Genomic DNA, 18,741 nt, shown 5'->3' with positions numbered 1-18,741 from the left:
CCGGGATCGCTGAGAAAAGGGCATGCGCATGGGCAATATCTGGGGGCCGCTCGCCAAGGCGATTGCCGCCACCGGTACGGACAGGCATGTCGACTGCCTGATCGACCTGATCGGCGCCGACATCGAGCACGATCTCGTCACCGTGACCCGATATTCGGCGACGCAGACGCCGGAATTCATCAAGCACCGGCGCTTCTCCGACGAGATGGTCCGGCGCTATCTCGACAATTACTACGTCTTCGACCCGTTCTATGCCTCGTGGCGGCGTGAGCAGAGGCTGGGCATCCTGCCGCTGAAGCGGCTTGCCGATGACGAGGCCAAGCGCGGCCAGTACATAGCGGGCTTCCTGGCGCAGTCGGAAATCTGCGACGAGGTCGGCATCATGCTGGCCGATGGCGGCGACTGGTGCCTCGGCATCTTCCTCGACCGCTCGACCTCCACCTTCAAGGAGAGCGAGATCGCCCTGCTGGACGAGCGGCTGCCGGTGTTCGAGGCCTTGCATGCGCTCGACATCCAGGCGCGCGGCACCGAGTTCTCCCGCACATCGGCGCCGACCGGCCCCGGCGCCTCGCCCCGGCAGGAGCCGACCATCCCGGCGAGCCTGTGGCCGGAGCTGTCGCTGCGCGAGCGGGAATTGGTGCAGTTGATCCTGGCGGGACATCCGACCGCCAACATCGCGGAACGGCTCGGCATCGCCGTCGGCACGGTGAAGAACCACCGCCGCCGCATCTATGAGAAGCTCGACATCACCACCGAACGGGAGCTGTTTTTGCAGTTCTTCCAGCATCGGGCAGACGGTTAGTCCGCCATCGATATGGCCGTCAGTCGTGCAATTGCCTGGAAATCGGCGGGCCGACAGTAAAGCCGGAGAATGTTACCTCAAACCCTTCGCGCTGCGGCGAGCAGCACATCATGCCGACATCGACGGATTTGGAGATCGGGAAATAAGCCAGCCGCACCGGCTTCCACTTGCCATCGATGGTATCAAGATATTGGATGCGGATCGCCTCGGCATGGCGGGTCAGCCGGATGCGCACGCCGTCGGGGCCGGTGGGAATGCTGAGCAGCGACCAGTCCGAGGTGTCGTTGGTGACCACCACCGAAAAGTAAGCCAGCCCGTCGGTGTATTCGATGCCGGCCTTGATCCAGTGCGTTTCACTCAGCCGCAGCATCAGCCCGGCCTGGTCATAGAGCACCTTGTAGTCGCCCTTGACGGTGACTTCGGCGCTGAAGTCACCGTCGACCGGCCGGTAGAGGAAATGGCCATTGTCGCGCCAGAAGCCGTAGAAGGTTTCGCGCCAGAAGTCGGTCTCCTTGCCGGTGCGCACATGCACGATGCCATCGCCGAAGGCATGGTGCGGCGGCGGGTTGAGCCAGGTCAGGTCCTCTTTCGCCGCTGCCATCGGGTCACCCGTCGATCAGCCGGCGAATGTATAGGCTGTCTTCACCGTGGTGTAGAACTCCGCGGCATAGCGGCCCTGCTCGCGCGGGCCGTAGCTCGATCCCTTTCGGCCACCGAACGGGACGTGGAAATCGACGCCGGCGGTCGGCAGATTGACCATCACCATGCCGGCCTCGGAATTGCGCCGGAAATGCGTGGCATGCTTGAGGCTAGAGGTGCAGATGCCGGAGGTCAGGCCGAAGGGCGTGTCGTTGGCAACCGCAAGCGCCTCGTCATAGTCCTTGACGCGAATGACGTTGGCGACCGGGCCGAAGATTTCTTCCCGCGAAATGCGCATGGCGTTGGTGCTCTCGGTAAACAGCGCCGGCCGGAGGTAGAAGCCGGGCGTTTCGCGATCGAGCCGCTCGCCGCCGAAAGCGAGGTTGGCGCCTTCCTGGCTGCCGATGGCGATGTAGTCCTCGTCCTGCTTGAGCTGGCTCGCATCGACGACCGGTCCTATCTGGGTCTTGGTGTCGAGCGCATCGCCGATGACGAGCTTTTCCAGGCGCTCCTTGAGCGCGGCGACGAAGCGGTCGTGAATGCCCTCGGTCACCACCAGGCGAGAAGAGGCCGTGCAACGCTGGCCGGTCGAGAAATAGGCGCCGTTGATGGCGCATTCGACCGCCGTGGCGAGGTCGGCGTCATCAAGCACGACCATCGGGTTCTTGCCGCCCATTTCGAGCTGGAACTTGCGCATATGCTCGACGCTTGCGGCGGCGACGCGTTTGCCGGTGCCGACCGAGCCGGTGAAGGTGATGGCGTTGAGGTCGGGGCTGTCAAGCATGGCCTGGCCGACCACCGAGCCCTTGCCCATCACGAGATTCAGCACGCCTTTCGGCAGGCCGGCGCGGTGCAGGATGTCGACGATGGTCCAGGCGCTTTCGGGAACGAGTTCGGCCGGCTTGAAGACGATGGTGTTGCCGTGGGCGAGCGCCGGCGCGATCTTCCAGGTGGGAATGGCGATCGGGAAATTCCACGGCGTGATGATGCCGACCACACCAACGGCTTCGCGGGTGATCTCGACGCCGACGCCCGGGCGCACGCTGGGCACCAATTCACCCGACAGGCGCAGCGTCTCGCCGGCGAAGAAGTCGAAGATCTGGGCGGCGCGGATGGTCTCGCCAATGCCCTCGGCCAGCGTCTTGCCCTCTTCGCGCGACAGCGCGCGGCCGATCTCGTCCTTGCGCGCCATGATCTCGTCCGACGCCTTTTTCAGCACGGCGTGGCGCACCAGCGGCGCCGAACGCGACCAGGCCGGGAAGGCGGCTTTGGCCGCCGCTATGGCCTGCTTTGCCTGTTCGGCGCCGGCCGAGGCATATTCGCCAACGACATCGCCCGTGTTCGAGGGATTGATGTTGCGCGAGCCGGCCTCGCCCACCCACTCGCCATCGATCAGATTTTTACGAAACAGGCTCATGTCGCGGTTTCCTTGTATTGGTTCGCTGGGGGTGCCGTATGCCTGAATTATTTATCAGACAAATGACGACACTGTGAGGGCTGAAATCTGGCTGCGGACTGGATAGCCGATGGCGCGCGGCTATGAAAGCCGCGACCTCAAGATGGACAATATGAAGCGGCCCTGTCAGGTCGGAAAAGTCCAGAACAGGCAAGCCAGCGTCGCCGCGGCGAAGATGACGAAGAACAAGCTCCTGAGCAGGATGTTGCGGCGCAGCTCGTTCATGGTGAAATGGCAGCCGACGATGGCCGCGGCGAACAGGAAGCGCCAGTTCAGCAGCGCCCACAGCACGCTGCTCTGGCCAAAAGCCCAGCGCGCGACGAGACAGCCGACAATTGTGGCGAACAGGGCAATCACCGCCCAGAACAGCGCATCCGCCGCATGGGTCAAGACGATGCCGGCGGCCCGGATCGGCAGGATCATCATCAGCATAGCGCTGAAGAAGTAGACGGCGGCGAGCGGCAGGAACGAGCCGGCATCGGCAATACCGTCCAGCCGCCGCACGCCGATCGCGCCATAGGGATAGCCGTGCCTGGCCACCGCCAGGCTGAGCGCCATGAGCAATGCGGTGAGCACCGCGACCAATGCGAATGTAATGAGGGCCTTGCTCATGCCGTTCCTTGCTTTGAGGCCCTGTCAGAGCCGAATCACGAGGAACGATTTTAGCGCACGGTCCGCGATTGCGCGTCAGCTTTGCTGAGCGTTCCGCTCTTCATCGGTCGCTGTTTTCGAAGGCGCCCATGCCTTGCGCGATCAGATTGGTTGCCATGACCAGCGAAACGATGGCCGCCGAGTTGAATATCACCACCCACCATTTGCCGCCGGTCAGGAAGCCGTAGCCGTCGGCGACCGCCAGCCCCCAGTCGGCTGAAGGCGGCTGGATGCCGAGGCCGAGGAAGCTCAGCGTGGCGATTGAAAAGAAGGCGTAGCCAAGCCTTGTGACCAGCTCGATGAGGATGGTTTCCCTGACATTAGGCAGGATCTCGAGGAACATGATGGAAAGAGCGCTCTCGCCGCCGAGACGAGCGGCGCTGACATAGTCGCGTTCGCGCTGTTCGCGCACGGCGGCGCGCACCGTTCGCGCCACCAGCGGCGCATAGGCGATGCCGATCACCAGGATGACGGTGAGGTTGGACGGCCCGAGCGCGACCAGCGTCATGGTGACGAGCACGATGAAGGGAAAAGCCATCAGCGTGTCGAGCAGCCTGGCGCCGATGGCGTCGATCAGCCCGTCGAAATAGCCGAGCACGAGGCCAAGCACACTGCCGGCGGCTACGCCGAGCAGGGTTGCTGCCGGCGCGACCAGCAGGATGTCACGCGAGCCGACGACGATGCGCGACAGCACGTCACGACCGAGCTGGTCGGTGCCGAACCAGTGCGCCGCGTCGGGCGGCGCCAGCATGACGAGGAAATCCTCGGCATAGGGATCGTAGGGCACAAACAGGCTGCCGAACACGGCACAGCCGACCCAGAACAGCAGGATCAGCGAGCCGATGATGACCGAGGGCGGCAGCTGCGAAACAGTCTCGCGGATGCGACTTGCTGCCCGCCAGCGCAGCGTACGGCGCTCCGGCAATTCCATCAGTTCCATCATGGCGAGACACGGCGGCGCTGCCGCGGATCGAGCAAGGCATTCACGAGATCGCCTGCCGCGGCCGACAGCACGAAGATGGTCGCCATGACCAGCACGCCGGCTTCGAGCATCGGGAAATCGCGCGCCTTCGCGGCGTTGAGGACAAGGTTGCCGAGGCCCTGTATGCCGAACAGCGCTTCGATGACCACCAGACCACCCAGCATGTAACCGGTCTGGGTCGCGAGCACGGCGATGGTCGGCGTCAGCGCATTACGCAGCACGTGCCGGATGAGTATCTCGCGACGCTCGAGGCCCTTCAGGACGGCGGTGCGCGTATAGTCGGCGGCCAGCGCCTCGATCACGCCGGCCCGCGTCATGCGGGCGATGTAGCCGGCAAGGTTCAGCACCAGCGGCAGCGCCGGCAGGATCAGGTAATAGCCACTGACCCAGAGCCCGGCGCCATCGGGAGCAGCGCCGGTGATCGGGAACCAGTTCAGCCACAGGCCGAAGACGATGAGCAACAGCAGGCCGGAGACGAAGTCCGGGACAATGCCGAAGGACACGCCGGCGAGTACGATCAGGCGGTCGATAAAGCGGCCCTGGTTGAGACCGGCGACGATGCCGGCGCCGATGCCCAGCGGCAGCAGAAAGACGAGGATAATTCCGGCAAGGGCCGCCGAGCGCTTGAAGCTTTCCAGAACGAAGGGCGCCACCGGCAAACGCAGCGACAGGGAGGTGCCGAAGTCGCCTGACAGCACGCTGCTGAACCAGTGCCAGTATTGCACGAGCACCGGCTGGTCGGCGCCGAGCTGCCTGTTCAGCGCCGCGACGGCCTCGGCATCGGCGAACGGTCCGAGCATGAGGCGGCCGACATCGCCGGGCAGAACCTGCCCGGCGAAGAACACCAGCATGCTGACCAACCACAGCGTGAGCAGAAGCGAGGCTGCCCGCACCGACACAGTGCGGCCGGTCAGCATCGGATTCCGGTGCCCGGAGTGGCTGGACGTCTCGCAATCATGCCTGGGCGAACGTCACGCGGTCGAGCAGCAGATGCGAGATTGCCGTGAAGCGGACGCCCTCGACCTTCGATGAGACGATCCGGCTGTATTGCGAGAAGTAGCTGATGATCAGCGGCGTCTCATCCAGCAGCAAGGTCTGGATCTTGCCCGCGGCAAGGCGTTGCGCCTGAAGGTCGCGGGCCTTGCCGTATTCGAGCAGCAGCCCGTCATAGGCCGGGTTGTTGAAATGCGCGGCGTTCCAGGCGCCCGAACTCTTCAGCGTCGCGTTGAGGAAGATGTCGGGCGTGCCGCGATGTCCGAAATCGGTGATGCCGAGATTGGAATCGAGCCATGGCGACGAGCCTAACTTCGCCGAGCCATAATAGGCGTCCTGCGGCAGCACGTTGAGCTTGATGTCGATGCCGGCCTTCTTGGCGAAGTTCTGGATCAGCACCGCATAGTCGGGAATGTCATAGGCGCGTTCGGTGGTCAGCGTCACCGGGAAGCCGTTCGGCACGCCGGCCTCGCCAAGCAGGCGCTTGGCCTCGGCGATGTCCTGCTTGCGCTGCGGCACCGACGGATCGGCCGAGGGGAAGATCGGCGCAAACGGCGTGTCGTTGCCGACAATGGCGCGGCCCTTGAGCAAGCCCTTGACCACCGCCTCGCGATCGATGGTGAGCGCCAGTGCGCGGCGGATGCGCTTGTCGGTGAACGGCGCCTGGTCGGTCCGCAGATGCACCTCGTCATGCGAGCTTGCCTGCACGCTGAGCAGCTTGAAGTTGGGATTGCCCTCGATCGCCAATTCCAGCCGGGTCGTGCTCGGGATGACGTCGAGCTGGCCGGCCTGCAGCGCCAGCACCTGCGCCTGCTCGTCGTCGAAGAACTTGATTTCGACGCGGTCGGGCAGCGCCTTGTCGCCCCAATAGTCAGGGTTGCGCACGAAGCTGGCGCCCTGCTTGGGGCGGAAGGATTCGAGCTTGAACGGGCCGGTGCCGTTGAAATTCTTCTCGAAATCGCCGGCATAGTCGGCCGGCAGGATGACGGCATTGTAGACGTCGGAGGAGACATAGAAGGGGAAGTTGCTGTTGGGCCCGTCGAGGTCGAAGGCGACTGTCTGGTCGTCGACGACCTTGGCGCCGCCCTTGGACAGGATGCCCTTATAGGCCGACAAAGCGGACGAACCGCTGGCCGGATCGACCAGCCGCTCGAAGCTCGCCACCACATCCTTGGCGGTGACGGTGCGGCCGTCGTGGAATTTCACGCCCGGCCGCAATTTGAAGGTCCAGCGGCTGGCGGTCTCGTCGGCCTCCCACGACAGAGCGAGCTTGGGCTGCAGACCGTCCTTGGGATCGTCGAGGATGAGATATTCGCCGACCTGGCTGATGACGCCGATGCTGGCCGGATCGGTGATGGAGACGGGATCGATCGCCTTGGTCGGCTGTCCGAGCCCAACGCGGACCGTGCCGCCGGCGCCGGCAGCGCGCGCCGTGCCGAAACCAACAAGTCCCTGCGAGGCGGCAAAGCCGGTGAGGCCGATCAAGGCTGCGTATTTTAGGAGATCGCGGCGCTTGAGGAAGCCGGCCTGGTGCTCATCGACGGCGACGTTCCAGATGTCGCCGGACAGATTGCGAAGCGTATCGATATCGTTGCGTTTGGTCATTTTGAAACCCCTGTCTGAAATGACTGTTGAATGGCTTAAGCGACTGGTTCGCCGTCGAGATGGATGCGGTCGACGGCTTGCGGGTAAAAGGCGATGAGGCCCCTGATTTTGGGCATTTCGGCAATGGGATCGCGGTAGCTCCAGGCGACATCGGGGCTTACCGAACCGTCGGCGCGCCGGCCCGACCAGTAGGAGGCGATGCCCTTGTAGGGACAGCGCGTCGTGCTGTCCGAAGCGGTTAGCCGGTCGAGCCTGACATCGTCCGGGTGCAGGTAGAAACGCGTCGGCAGATGCGTTTCGAATAGCAGCACCGGGCGATGGCTGTCGGCGATCAGTTCGCCGTCGAACCAGATCTGGACGTGACTTGAACTCTGCAGCACATCGATGCGTGCGTATGGATCGCGGGCGTGGACGAAGACTTCTTCCTCCTCCTCGAACCATTGGTCGACCGCTTTCCAGGTGAAGGCGATGCGTCCGGCCAGCGGCGACAGGCTCTCATCCGGCGGCGCGACAAGCGACCAGGCCGCGTTGGGCGAAGCTTTTTCTCCCGTCTCCAGGTTCCAATAGGTGGTTTCGCCACCGACGGGATGGGGCTGGCTATGCTCGGACGGCTTCAAGAGCGAGCGGTCCACCGAGGATGCCGGGAAGAAATAGATCGGCAGGAAATGGTTGGAGCGCAGCACCAGGACGTTGCGGCTGTCGGCGATGGTGCGGCCGGCGAATTTGACCCGAATGCGCTTGGGGCTGTGCAGAACATTGATGAGTTGCGGAGCCGTGGCTTCGCGGGGCTGGAGTTTTGGCGCTGCGGTCATACCAATTGCTCCAAGTCAGGATACGGCGCGCACATTGTCGCGCTGTTCGGTGAAGCGGTTGGCCGGCCGCGCCAGGCCGAAACGGTCCCGCAGCGTCCCCGGCGCATATTCGGTGGGGAATACGCCGCGGCGCTGCAGTTCCGGCACGACCTGCTCGGCAAAATTCACCCAATCCTCCGGCAGCAGCGGGAACATCAGGTTGAAGCCGTCGGCGGCACCTGCCTCGAACCAGTCCTGCAGCTGATCGGCGATCTGGTTCGGTGTGCCGACGACGGTCGGCACCGAACCGCTGTTGGCGAGCTTGCGAGCGATCTCGCGCAGAGTGAGGTTCTGCTTCGACCATTCCTTGACGCGATTGAGCGAGGTGCGGCCGCCATTGAAGGTGCTCTCGTCCGGCAGCGGCGGCAGCGGGCCGTCCGGCGGATATACGGAGAGATCGACGCCGCTCCAGCTCGAGAGAAGGTCGATGCCGACCCTATCGGGAAGCAAGCTCTGCAGATACTCCTGCCGCTCGCGTCCCTCCGCTTCGGAAGATGCGACGATCGGCAGGATGCCCGGCAGGATCTTAAAGCTCTCGGGCTTGCGACCGTAACGGGCGAGGCGCTCGTTGATGTCCTGCCTATATTTGATGCCGTCTTCCTTGGTGCTGTAGATGGCAAAGTGCGCATCGGCGTGCGCGGTAGCGAAATTCTTGCCGTCTTCGGACGAGCCGGCCTGGACGATCAGCGGATGGCCCTGCGGCGGGCGCGAGACATTGAGCGGTCCGCGCACCTTGAAGTGCGGGCCCTTGTGGTTGATCGCATGGACCTTGTCGGGATCGGCGAAATAGCCCGATGCCTTGTCGATAAGCAGGGCTTCGTCTTCCCAGCTGTCCCACAGCGCCTTGACGATATCGAGGAATTCGGTGGCGCGCTCATAGCGAAAGGCGTGCTCGATATTGCCGTCGCGGCCGAAATTGCGGGCCTCCTCGTCCATGGCCGACGTCACCACATTCCAAGACGCCCTGCCCTTGCTGATATGGTCGAGCGAGGCAAACATGCGGGCGACATTATAGGGCTCGCTGTAGGAGCTCGAGGCGGTGGTGATGAGGCCGATATGCCTGGTCACGCCGGCAAGCGCCGACAACAGCGTCAGCGGTTCCAGGCGGGCATTGGCGTAATGGGCTACGCCGCTCTGTACGGAATCCCAGATCGCGACATGGTCGGCGACGAAGATCGTATCGATCCTGGCGCGCTCGGCAGACTGGACGAGATCGCGGTAGAAGTCGAAGTCGAGCACTTCGCGGCCCGGCGCGCGCGGATGGCGCCACGACATGCGATGATCGCCCTGCGGATTGAAGAAAAACGCGCTGAGGATCATGTGGTCGCGTGCCATGCCGGTCTCCTTGCAGAACTGCTTCAGGCGACCGTCGCGATGCCTCGACCGGCTGCGACAATCTCTCCTGAGCGGTGAAAGGTAGATTGCGCTCCAGCTTAATTCGAGTAATTTTATAGAGATTGTGCGGCGCGAAAGCGGAAGCGATTGCCCTCGAAGACCGCGCCGAAAGAAAGTGGTTTCAGCAAGACATGTCGTCATCGGTTCTGAACGTCGAGCAGCTCACCGTCGCCTATGATGAACGCCGGGGATCGCATCCGGCCGTCAACGGCGTGTCGCTCACCATCGGCGAAGGCGAAGCGCTCGGCCTTGTCGGCGAGTCCGGCTCGGGCAAAAGCTCGGTGGCACTCGCTATTCTGCGCTATCTGCCGAATAACGCCCGGATCGCCGCGTCGGCGCTCGAGTTCCAGGGCCGCGAGATCCGCAATCTCTCCGGCGAACAGCTGCGCCGGCTAAGGGGCGATCGCATCGCGGCCGTCTACCAGCATCCGGGTGCGGCGCTCAATCCGGCCATGACGATTGGCCGGCAGATCACCGAGACGATCATGCGGCATCGCCCGGTTCGGCAGGACGAAGCACGCACCCGCGCCGCCGAGCTGCTCGGCCGCGTCAGGGTGAGCAATCCGGAGCGGGTGCTCGATCTCTATCCGCACGAATTGTCGGGCGGCATGCAGCAGCGCGCCAACATCGCGATTGCCATTGCGCTCGACCCGTCGCTGCTGGTGCTGGATGAGCCGACGACGGCGCTTGACGCCAGCGTCCAGTCCGAGATCGTCGCCATCCTGCAGGACTTGCGCCGCGATCACCAAACCAGCGTTCTGCTGATCAGCCATGACATCAACATGGTCCGCCGGGCCTGCGATCGGGTGGCCGTGATGCAGTCGGGGACGGTGGTCGAAAGCGGCATCGCCAACGATGTCTTCGAGAACCCTGTTCACGCCTACACCAAGGCGCTGATCGCCTCGATCCCGGCGCTCAACTTCACCAAGCGCGACGGCAGGCTGGCCGAGATGCACACAACCGGCCCGTCGAAGCCTGTCCGCAGCGATCAACCGGAAGCCGCACGTCCGATCGCCGTCGCCTGCAAAGGCATCAGCCGCGCCTTCGGCTCCCAGGCCGTCCTGCACGATATCGACCTGGAGATAGCCCAGGGCGAGACGTTCGGGCTGATCGGCGAATCCGGCTCCGGCAAGTCGACATTGGCAAGGATCGTGACTGGCCTCCAGACGCCGGACGCTGGGTCGGTCGAGCTGTTCGGCAGCACTGTCGCGCCGCGCGTCGAGAAAAGAAGCCTGAGCGAACGCCGCGACGTGCAGATGGTGTTCCAGTCACCCGACCGCACGCTCAATCCGCGCCAGCGGATCGGCAGGATCCTCGGCCGTCCGCTGCGGCGGCTCGCCGGCTTTGGCCGCAGCGAGGTGAAGCAGCGTGTCGCCGATCTCCTGGCCTCGGTTCGTCTTGCCGCTACGACCGTCGACCAGAAGCCGAGATCGCTGTCTGGTGGCCAGCGCCAACGTGCGGCGATTGCGCGCGCCTTTGCCGGCGCGCCGAAGCTCGTGGTGCTGGACGAGCCAACCTCTGCGCTCGACGTTTCCGTGCAGGCGACCGTGCTCAATTTGCTCAACGACCTGCAGCGCGACAAGGACACCACCTATCTGTTCATCAGCCACGACCTCAGGGTGGTGCGCTATATGGCCGACCGGATCGGCGTGCTTTATCGCGGCCGGCTGGTCGAGACCGGCTCATCCGAGCAGATTTTCCGTGGCCCCAACCACCCCTACACGAAGCTGCTTCTGGCCGCGTCCTCGGATGAGACGGCGCCGAAGGCTCCGGCTCAGCTCGACGTCGCGGCACACGATGCCGAGACCTCCGGATGCCCCTTTGCCGCCCGCTGTCCTGTCGCGCTGCCCGATTGCCGAAAGGCGCAACCACCCGTCAGGCAGGCCGGCGACGGTCATCTGATCGCCTGCTGGAGGGACACAGGCAGTCTCTGATTGCGAAGCGGGCCGGCCCAACTGCAAGCCTGCCTTCGAAGAGATGTCCCCCGGCCGATGCGCCGGAGGACAGGCTTGGGAGGTGCCGGACGTCGGCCGGAAATTTCCGGCGATGGTTTTGACCAGCGTCGATTTGCCGGCGCCATTGTCGCCCATCAGGCCGAGAACCTCGCCCTCGTTGATGTCGAGCGAGACATTGTCCAGCGCGCGGACGGCACCGAAATCCTTCACGATGTGTTCGAGACGCGCTAGAACCGGCATCGCATCCTCCCATGCCAATTTGTAAGTTTCTGATACAAATCATCGTTTGAAACTTGGGTCAATGGGCCTGGGGATGCTGAATATTTGTTGCAATGCACCCAACCTTGGGCCTTTCAAACCGCCTAGAAATTCTATTAGTATGATAATCAAACAAATTGTGGAGAACGACGTGCTGGTGTCGACCGATCTTCGGCCGAACGAAACGCGGGCACTTGCGGCGCTGTTTCGTGTCGGCGCGTCGAGCCGAGCGGCGCTCGCACGCGATCTCGGCCTGACCCGGTCGACCACCGGCGCCCTGGTGCTGGGGCTGACCGAAGCCGGTCTGGCGCGCGAGCGGTCGGATGGAACGGACGACGAGCAGGATAGCGAGGGTCGGGTCGGCCGTCCCGGTATCCTTGTCGAGATCGACGGCAATGGCGGCTTCTTCCTTGGCGCTTATATCGGCGTCAACTGGATCGCAGCCGTGGCTGTCGACCTTGCCGGCGCGCGGCGTGCGAGCGCCTCTAGGGCATTTGCCGGCCCCGGTAGCACGCCCGAAGCCGCGGTCGACATCATCGGGGAACTCGTCGCCGAGATCCGCTCACAATTGCCTGCGGGCACGCGCCCCTACGGGCTCAATGTCGCCGTGCCCGGCTTCCCCGCCGCCGACGGGATTTCATACCATGCCACCATCCTTGGCTGGCACGGGGTCAATCTGGCGGAGCTTTTGCGCACTGCCTTTGGCGCGGACTTTCCGATCCTCTTGGAAAACGATGCCAATGCCGTGGCGGTGGCCGAGACATACCGGGCGCAGCCGGGCAAGGACCATGAGGATGCTCTGGTCATCCTGATCGAGAACGGCGTTGGCGGCGGCATCATCAATGCCGGCAGGCTGCATCGCGGCCGGCTCGGCGGCGCCGGGGAAATCGGGCATCTGCGCATCGGCGACGAAGGTTTTGTCTTCGACGCGAAGCGCCCGGGCCGACTGGAATCCTATGTCGGCAAGGATGCTTTACTGGCTCGCTATTTGCACATAAGCGGACTGCGCGCCGGCGTGGATGAGTTTGTCGCAGCGCTGGCCGGCGGCGATCCGGCAGCCGTTGCCACCGCGCGCGACTGGGCGCTCTGGTTCGGCCGCGGCCTGGCGACACTTGCCTGCACCTTGCAGCCGGAGCGCATCATCCTCTCCGGCTCCGTCAATGCTGTCTATCCCTTTGTCGCCGAGCAGGTGGAAGCTTTCTTGCTGGACTTCCTGGCTGAAGGTTACCCCGTTCCCACGGTCGAACTGTCGCGCGTCGGGGCCGACGGTCCGGCATTGGGCGCTGCCTGTCTGCTGCATCAGGCAGCTTTGTCGGGCGATCCGCAATTTCAACTTCGCGGCCTCGCCGCGCGCTAATCAGGAGAGATTCAATGCCTCGCAAAGACGAAAAGCGGCTGCGTGTCGGCGTGCTCGGCTGCGGTCCGATTGCCCAGGCGGCGCATTTCGAATCCTGCACCAAGGCACGCAATGCCGATCTCTATGCCATTTGCGATGTCGCCGACGATCTGCGCGACAGGATGGCCGCGACCTACGAGCCTGAAAAATCCTATGCCGACTACGGCCTGATGCTGGCCGATCCCGATCTCGATGCCGTCATCATCGCGACATCGGACATTTTTCACGTCAAGGCCGCGGAACTGGCGCTCGATGCCGGCAAGCATGTGCTTTGCGAAAAGCCGCTGGGCGTTTCGGTCGAGGAGGTCGAAGGCTTGCGGGCCACGCTCGACAAGAGCGGCAAGGTGCTTCAGGTCGGCCATATGAAGCGCTTCGATCCCGGCATCCAGGCGGCAAAGGCTTTCGTCGACGACGAAATGGGCGAGCGGCTGGCGTTCAAAGGCTGGTACTGCGACAGCACCCACCGCTACCCGATGACCGATGCAGTGCAACCGCTGATCATCACCAGCGCCAAGGCGCGCAAGCCTGCCGTCAATCCCAAGGCGGATCTGCGCCAATACTACATGCTGGCGCATGGCAGCCATCTCCTTGATACGGCGCGCCATCTGCACAGGTCGATCGAGGCGGTGGAGGCCCGGCTCACCGAGCGCTATGGCGCCTATTGCTGGTTCATCACCACCATCTTCGCCGACGGCACGATCGGCCATCTCGACCTGACGGTCGCCGTGCGCATGGACTGGCACGAAGGGTTCCAGATCTACGGCGAGAACGGCAGCGTTCTCGCGAAGACCTATAACCCCTGGTACTACAAGAGCAGCGAGGTCGACATTTTCCGCGAGGCCGATGGCAGTTGGCACCGGACGCTTGGCGCGGATGGCCACTTCTATCGCCGGCAGCTCGAAGGCTTTGCCGATGTCGTGCTAAATGGCGCGCCGATGATCGGCGCCGGCATCGAGGACGGCATCGCCTCGGTCAGGGGCATGGCGGCCATCGCCCGCTCGGCCGCTGCCGGCGGCCGCGCCGTCCGTCTGGCCGATGTCGACGGGGTCGTGTGATGCAGCTTGGGATTTTCGCCAAGACCTTCGCCACCACCGGCGCCTTGCCGGTGCTGCGCGCGGTCGCGGACGGCGGCTACACGGCGGCGCAGTTCAACATGGCGTGCCTTGGACTGCCGTCGATGCCGGACAGCATTGAGCTCGGCGCGGCCCGGTCCGTCGCTGAGGCGAGCGGCGAGGCCGGCGTTTCGATCGCGGCGGTTTCGGGAACCTACAACATGATCCACCCGGATCGCACGGTTCGCATCCAGGGACTCGCCCGGCTTGAGGTATTGGCCGCGTCATGCGCCGATATGGGCACCCGTCTGATTACGCTGTGCACCGGCACAAGGGATGCGCAGGATCAGTGGCGCTGGCATCCCGACAATGCAAGCGAGGCGGCATGGAGCGATCTGCGGACGGAGATGGAAGCGGCGATCGCGATTGCCGAGCGCTTCGACATCGAGCTTGGCATCGAACCGGAACTGGCCAATGTCCTCTCCAGCGCCCGGGCCGCACGCCGCCTGCTGGACGAAATGAACAGCACGCGGCTGCGCATCGTGCTCGATCCGGCCAATCTGTTCGAAGTGGCCGACAGCGCGGAGCGTCATCGCCTCATCGACGAAGCCATCGATCTGCTGGCCGCCGAGATCGGCATGGCCCATGCCAAGGACCGCCATGCCGATGGCAGTTTTGCCGCAGCCGGAAAGGGCGTGGTCGACTTCCCGCATTTCATCGGCCGCCTGAAGGCTGCCGGGTTCGACGGCCCCTTGATCACACATGGCCTGACAGAGGCCGAGGCGCCCGGCGTCGGCGCTTTTCTGCGCACCGTGCTGGAAGCGAGCGACGACACGTGAAAAAGACCTTCAGCCGAGATGGCGTCGACCTTGCCTACCGGGACGTCGGCGCCGGGCCTCCCTTCATCTTTCAGCACGGCCTAGGCGGCGACGACGCGCAGGTCGCCGACGTGTTTCCCGATCTGCCGGTGACCCGGCGGGTGACGCTCGAATGCCGTGGCCAGGGTGGATCCGGCTACGGGCCGGTCGAGCGGCTTTCGATCGCGACGTTTGCCGAGGACATTGAAGCGTTGGCCGACGATCTCGGCATCGGTCCGGCCGTCGTCGGCGGCATTTCGATGGGCGCGGCGCTGGCACTGCGCCTGGCGGTGCATAAGCCGGCCCGCGTGCGCGCGCTGGTGCTCGCGCGGCCCGCCTGGGTAGCCCAGGCGGCTCCGGAAAATATGAAGCCCTATGCCGTCGTCGGCAATCTCTTGATGCGCCATTCGCCTGAAGACGCCAGGCGTCTGTTCGATGACAGCGCTATTGCCGGCGAACTGGCCAGGCTGGCGCCGGACAATCTCGCCAGCCTGCAAGGCTTCTTCAATCGCCCGGACCCGGTTCTGTTCGGTAGGCTGCTTTCGGCGATCGCCGGCGATGGTCCCGGCGTGAGCGAGGCGGACATCCGCGCTATCGCGGTGCCGACTCTTGTCATCGGCCATGACCATGACCTCGTCCATCGCCTGGCCGACGCACAGACGCTGGCCGGACTCATTCCGTCGGCCCGGCTTTGCACCATCACAGCCAAATCGCAGGATCGCGCCGCCTACCGGCTGGAATTCCGCGCCTGTCTTTCGGAATTCCTGGAACCGCTCGCATGACGCATCAAACGATGGACGACACGATCGCCGTGGTCGAGATCGGCGGCACGTCGGTCAAGGTTGGCTTTGCCGACCACGGCATCCCGGTGGATTTTGCCCGCACCTACCCGACCGCGCAACTGCGCAAGGGCGCGCCTGTGGCGGGGTTGGCCGATGCGGTCACCGCAGCCTGCCGCGATGCCGGGCTCAAACCTGCACGGGTCGTTGCGACGGTGCCTGGGTTCATCGACCGCGACTTCGACACGGTGCTGCACACGGCCAACATTCCCGAGCTGAACGGCATCCGGCTGGGTACGGAACTGGCATCGCGGCTCCGCGTTCCCGTGCGGCTCGAACGCGACGTCGTGCTGCAATTGCTCGGTGAAAGCGTCGCCGGCGCAGTGAAGCGGCAAAAGGAAGTGCTGGCGGTCTATCTCGGCACCGGCATCGGTGCGGCCTATCTCGGCAAGGACGGCATTTTCAGGGGCGGCGGCTGGGCGCTGGAAATCGGCCATATGCCGATCTACCGGCCTGACGAAAGCGGACCGCCAAACCGCGTCGAGACCTACGCCTCAGGGGCAACGCTTGTCGACCTTGCCGCGGACTACGATATCCCGGTTGCCGAGCTGTTTTCGGCAACCGGGCAGCCGCCGTCGCTGCGCGAATGGCTCGATGAGATCGTCTGGCAGCAGGCGGTGACCATCGCAACGGCAGCCGCTTTGTTTTCCCCGCAGACGATCCTGATCGGTGGCGGCATTGTCGACATGAAGTCCTATCCCCGCCAGGCGCTCAAGCAGCGCATCGCGGACAGCCTGCCGCATTCGCTTGTTGTAGAGCCTCTGGACATACGCTGGGCGGCCCTGGGCTGGCAGGCGGCGATCCATGGCGCGGTGCTGCTCGGCGCGGTGTGATCGCCGTGGTTGCTGTCGGCGAAGGATTACTTGATCGTCTTCCCGTCCGCCCCAAACCGGTATGTCTTACCCGGCTCCGGCGTTGCATACAGCGTCGCACCTGGCTCGGCGTCGTAGACACCGAAAATGCGGACCGTGATCAGCCCGGCCTTTTCGCAGTCGAGATAGAGGTTGGTGTCGGCGCCGAGATGTTCGGCATGCACCACCGTTCCCTTCCAGGCGCCGGACCTTGGATCCACGGTCAGATGCTCCGGCCGCACGCCGATCGTCTTGGCCGTCTCGCCCAATCTGGCGCCGTCGATGAAATTCATCTTCGGCGAGCCGATAAAGCCGGCGACGAACTCGTTTGCCGGCGAATTGTAGAGCTCCATCGGGCCGCCGATCTGCTCGATCTGGCCGGCGTTGAGCACGACGATCTTGTCGGCCAGCGTCATCGCCTCGACCTGGTCGTGGGTGACGTAGATCATCGTCGCCTTCAGCCGGCGATGCAGCTGCGCGATCTCCAGCCGCGTGTTGACGCGAAGCGCTGCGTCGAGGTTCGACAAGGGCTCATCGAAGAGGAACAGTTTTGGCTCGCGCACCACGGCGCGGCCGATGGCGACGCGCTGGCGCTGGCCGCCTGACAGCTCCGCCGGCCGCCGCTCGAGATACGGTTCCAGCGACAGCATCGACGAGGCGACGCCGATGCGGCGTTCGATCTCCGGGGCGGGCGTGCCGGCCTGCTTGAGGCCGAGGCCCATATTGTTCTTCACCGTCAGATGCGGGTAGAGCGCGTATGTCTGGAACACCATGGCGATGCCGCGTTTTGCCGGGGGCGTGGCCGAGACATCGGCGCCGTCGATCACCACCCTGCCGGAGGTCGAATCCTCCAGCCCGGCGATGACCCTGAGCAAGGTTGACTTGCCGCAGCCAGATGGGCCGACGAAGACGACGAATTCGCCGTCGGTCACTTCGAGGTTGATGCCTTTCAGCACCTCGACCGGCCCGAAGGCCTTCTTCACATTCTCGATTACCAGCGAGCCCACGGCTTCGTCCTTGTTCTAGAGTTTGCCCTACTAGAGCTTAACTGGGGCGCCGCTGCTCACGCTCTCATCGGCGGCAAGGCAGACGGCGAGCGATTTCACCGCGTCGTCCATGTGGCGGGTCAGGTCAATGTCTTCCCGGATCGCCTTCAGCACGAAGGCCTGTTCGAGATCGCAGAGGTCCTGGTGGCCGGGTTCGCCGTCCATCGACAGCATCTCGTCCGGCCTGGCGAACTTGCCGTCCGCGCCGGTCGCCGCACTGTGCAGGCGGATGGTCGAGGTCTTGGTGTGGGTGTCGATGTCGTCCGACTTCACACCTTCCTTCATGACGATCGACACGCAGCCATTGGGCGAAATCACGTCCTTCACGAAGAACGCTGTCTCCGAGATCATCGGGCCCCAAGCCGCCTCGTACCAGCCGACCGAGCCGTCGTCGAACAGCACCTGGAGATGGCCGTAATTGTACATTGTCGGCGCGATCTCCTCGGTCAGCCGCAGCCCCATGCCGCGCACCTCGACCGGCCTGGCGTCGGTGATCTGCAGCATCACGTCGAGATAGTGCACGCCGCAATCGACGATCGGCGACGTCGTCTGCATCAACTGCTTGTGCGTCTGCCAGGTCGGGCCTGACGATTGCTGGTTGAGGTTCATGCGAAACACGTAAGGGCCGCCGAGCTTGCGCGCCTCGGCGATCAGCCTGACCCAGGACGGGTGGTGGCGCAGGATGTAGCCGATCACCAATTTTCGGCCATTGGCCTTGGCCGCGGCGACGACGCGCTTGGCGTCCGCCACCGTCGTTGCGAGCGGCTTCTCGACGAAGACGTGGCAGCCGGCCTCGAATGCCTTCACCGCATAGTCGGCATGGCTGTCGGAATAGGTGGCGATGCAGGCGACATCCGGCTTTTCATCGCGCAACGCGTCGTCGAAGGAGCGCCTGATGCCATAGCCCGACAGCCCGTCCGGTAACGGCACGTCGGAGCGGTTGATCAGGGCCGCGATCTCGAAGCCCGGATTAGTGTGGTAGGCCAGCGCATGGCTACGCCCCATGTTACCGAGGCCTGCGACGACGACGCGAAGGGGCGATTTAGAGGTCACCTAACTACTCCAGATGTTCCAGTTGTTCCTTCTGAGAGGGTGTCACCCCACCCGGCGCTT

Annotated in this window: 17 protein-coding genes and 1 pseudogene; 7 read left to right on the top strand and 11 right to left on the bottom strand. The window is 64.2% G+C overall.

From position 1 onward, the window contains the following. The first annotated feature begins 22 nt into the window (after positions 1 to 22). Positions 23 to 802, top strand: a complete 780-nt coding sequence (locus NKI61_RS23190) for a helix-turn-helix transcriptional regulator (protein ID WP_352840966.1) — start codon at positions 23 to 25, stop codon at positions 800 to 802. Between the two features lie 19 nt (positions 803 to 821). On the opposite strand, the gene NKI61_RS23185 is transcribed toward NKI61_RS23190, so the two are convergent. The 8 genes from NKI61_RS23185 to NKI61_RS23150 all read right to left on the bottom strand — a co-directional run bounded on the left by NKI61_RS23185 (position 822) and on the right by NKI61_RS23150 (position 9,314). Continuing rightward, entirely contained in the window at positions 822 to 1,403 is a 582-nt protein-coding gene (locus tag NKI61_RS23185; RefSeq protein WP_027049260.1) for a DUF1349 domain-containing protein, read from the bottom strand. A gap of 15 nt (positions 1,404 to 1,418) precedes the next feature. After that, the gene (locus tag NKI61_RS23180) at positions 1,419 to 2,858 is read right to left on the bottom strand and encodes an aldehyde dehydrogenase family protein (protein WP_027049259.1); all 1,440 of its coding nucleotides are present in this window, start codon (positions 2,856 to 2,858) and stop codon (positions 1,419 to 1,421) included. A 165-nt stretch (positions 2,859 to 3,023) separates the two neighbouring features. After that, positions 3,024 to 3,509, bottom strand: a complete 486-nt coding sequence (locus tag NKI61_RS23175; protein WP_027049258.1) for a hypothetical protein — start codon at positions 3,507 to 3,509, stop codon at positions 3,024 to 3,026. A gap of 100 nt (positions 3,510 to 3,609) precedes the next feature. Next, the gene (locus NKI61_RS23170; RefSeq protein ID WP_352840964.1) at positions 3,610 to 4,491 is read right to left on the bottom strand and encodes an ABC transporter permease; all 882 of its coding nucleotides are present in this window, start codon (positions 4,489 to 4,491) and stop codon (positions 3,610 to 3,612) included. Beyond that, positions 4,488 to 5,447, bottom strand: coding sequence for an ABC transporter permease (locus NKI61_RS23165; protein WP_031195253.1), 960 nt, complete (start codon positions 5,445 to 5,447; stop codon positions 4,488 to 4,490). Before NKI61_RS23165 ends, NKI61_RS23170 begins: the two co-directional genes overlap by 4 nt. Positions 5,448 to 5,484: 37 nt before the next feature. Next, positions 5,485 to 7,128, bottom strand: coding sequence for an ABC transporter substrate-binding protein (locus tag NKI61_RS23160; RefSeq protein ID WP_352840957.1), 1,644 nt, complete (start codon positions 7,126 to 7,128; stop codon positions 5,485 to 5,487). A 35-nt stretch (positions 7,129 to 7,163) separates the two neighbouring features. Beyond that, positions 7,164 to 7,940, bottom strand: a complete 777-nt coding sequence (locus NKI61_RS23155) for a DUF427 domain-containing protein (RefSeq protein ID WP_352535482.1) — start codon at positions 7,938 to 7,940, stop codon at positions 7,164 to 7,166. A 15-nt stretch (positions 7,941 to 7,955) separates the two neighbouring features. Beyond that, positions 7,956 to 9,314, bottom strand: a complete 1,359-nt coding sequence (locus tag NKI61_RS23150; RefSeq protein ID WP_352840955.1) for an LLM class flavin-dependent oxidoreductase — start codon at positions 9,312 to 9,314, stop codon at positions 7,956 to 7,958. Positions 9,315 to 9,505: 191 nt separating this feature from the next. Here NKI61_RS23150 and NKI61_RS23145 point away from each other — a divergent pair, with 191 nt between their 5' ends. Further along, positions 9,506 to 11,308, top strand: coding sequence for a dipeptide ABC transporter ATP-binding protein (locus tag NKI61_RS23145; protein WP_352840954.1), 1,803 nt, complete (start codon positions 9,506 to 9,508; stop codon positions 11,306 to 11,308). A gap of 81 nt (positions 11,309 to 11,389) precedes the next feature. Here the strand turns inward: NKI61_RS23145 and NKI61_RS23140 are convergent. Then, positions 11,390 to 11,569: pseudogene (locus NKI61_RS23140) on the bottom strand (ATP-binding cassette domain-containing protein); the annotation flags it as partial. A 169-nt stretch (positions 11,570 to 11,738) separates the two neighbouring features. Here NKI61_RS23140 and NKI61_RS23135 point away from each other — a divergent pair. Genes NKI61_RS23135 through NKI61_RS23115 form a run of 5 tightly spaced genes read left to right on the top strand, consistent with a single transcriptional unit; the run spans position 11,739 to position 16,564 of the window. Beyond that, entirely contained in the window at positions 11,739 to 12,944 is a 1,206-nt protein-coding gene (locus tag NKI61_RS23135) for an ROK family transcriptional regulator (RefSeq protein WP_352840951.1), read from the top strand. A gap of 14 nt (positions 12,945 to 12,958) precedes the next feature. After that, positions 12,959 to 14,038, top strand: coding sequence for a Gfo/Idh/MocA family protein (locus tag NKI61_RS23130; RefSeq protein ID WP_023822107.1), 1,080 nt, complete (start codon positions 12,959 to 12,961; stop codon positions 14,036 to 14,038). Continuing rightward, positions 14,038 to 14,874, top strand: a complete 837-nt coding sequence (locus NKI61_RS23125; RefSeq protein WP_023696939.1) for a sugar phosphate isomerase/epimerase family protein — start codon at positions 14,038 to 14,040, stop codon at positions 14,872 to 14,874. The genes NKI61_RS23130 and NKI61_RS23125 overlap by 1 nt, the downstream gene beginning before the upstream one ends. After that, complete coding sequence (locus tag NKI61_RS23120) at positions 14,871 to 15,674, top strand: alpha/beta fold hydrolase (protein WP_027049253.1); 804 nt, start codon at positions 14,871 to 14,873, stop codon at positions 15,672 to 15,674. Before NKI61_RS23125 ends, NKI61_RS23120 begins: the two co-directional genes overlap by 4 nt. Continuing rightward, positions 15,671 to 16,564 carry an ROK family protein gene (locus tag NKI61_RS23115; RefSeq protein WP_023696938.1) on the top strand — a complete coding sequence of 298 codons (894 nt, stop codon included), beginning with the start codon at positions 15,671 to 15,673 and terminating at the stop codon, positions 16,562 to 16,564. Before NKI61_RS23120 ends, NKI61_RS23115 begins: the two co-directional genes overlap by 4 nt. A 26-nt stretch (positions 16,565 to 16,590) precedes the next feature. Here the strand turns inward: NKI61_RS23115 and NKI61_RS23110 are convergent, their stop codons facing one another. Together NKI61_RS23110 and NKI61_RS23105 are read right to left on the bottom strand one after the other, a co-directional pair. Then, positions 16,591 to 17,589 (bottom strand): ABC transporter ATP-binding protein, encoded by a 999-nt coding sequence (locus tag NKI61_RS23110; RefSeq protein WP_023668840.1) that lies wholly within the window; start codon positions 17,587 to 17,589, stop codon positions 16,591 to 16,593. A 30-nt stretch (positions 17,590 to 17,619) separates the two neighbouring features. Then, on the bottom strand, positions 17,620 to 18,681 hold the full coding sequence (locus NKI61_RS23105; RefSeq protein WP_352840948.1) for a Gfo/Idh/MocA family oxidoreductase: 1,062 nt from the start codon (positions 18,679 to 18,681) through the stop codon (positions 17,620 to 17,622). Between the last annotated feature and the right edge of the window lie 60 nt (positions 18,682 to 18,741).

Source organism: Mesorhizobium sp. M0514, from assembly GCF_040321145.1.
GTDB lineage: Bacteria > Pseudomonadota > Alphaproteobacteria > Rhizobiales > Rhizobiaceae > Mesorhizobium.
Note: the sequence above shows the minus strand (reverse complement) of the source record. Positions and strands in the feature narration are given on the sequence as shown.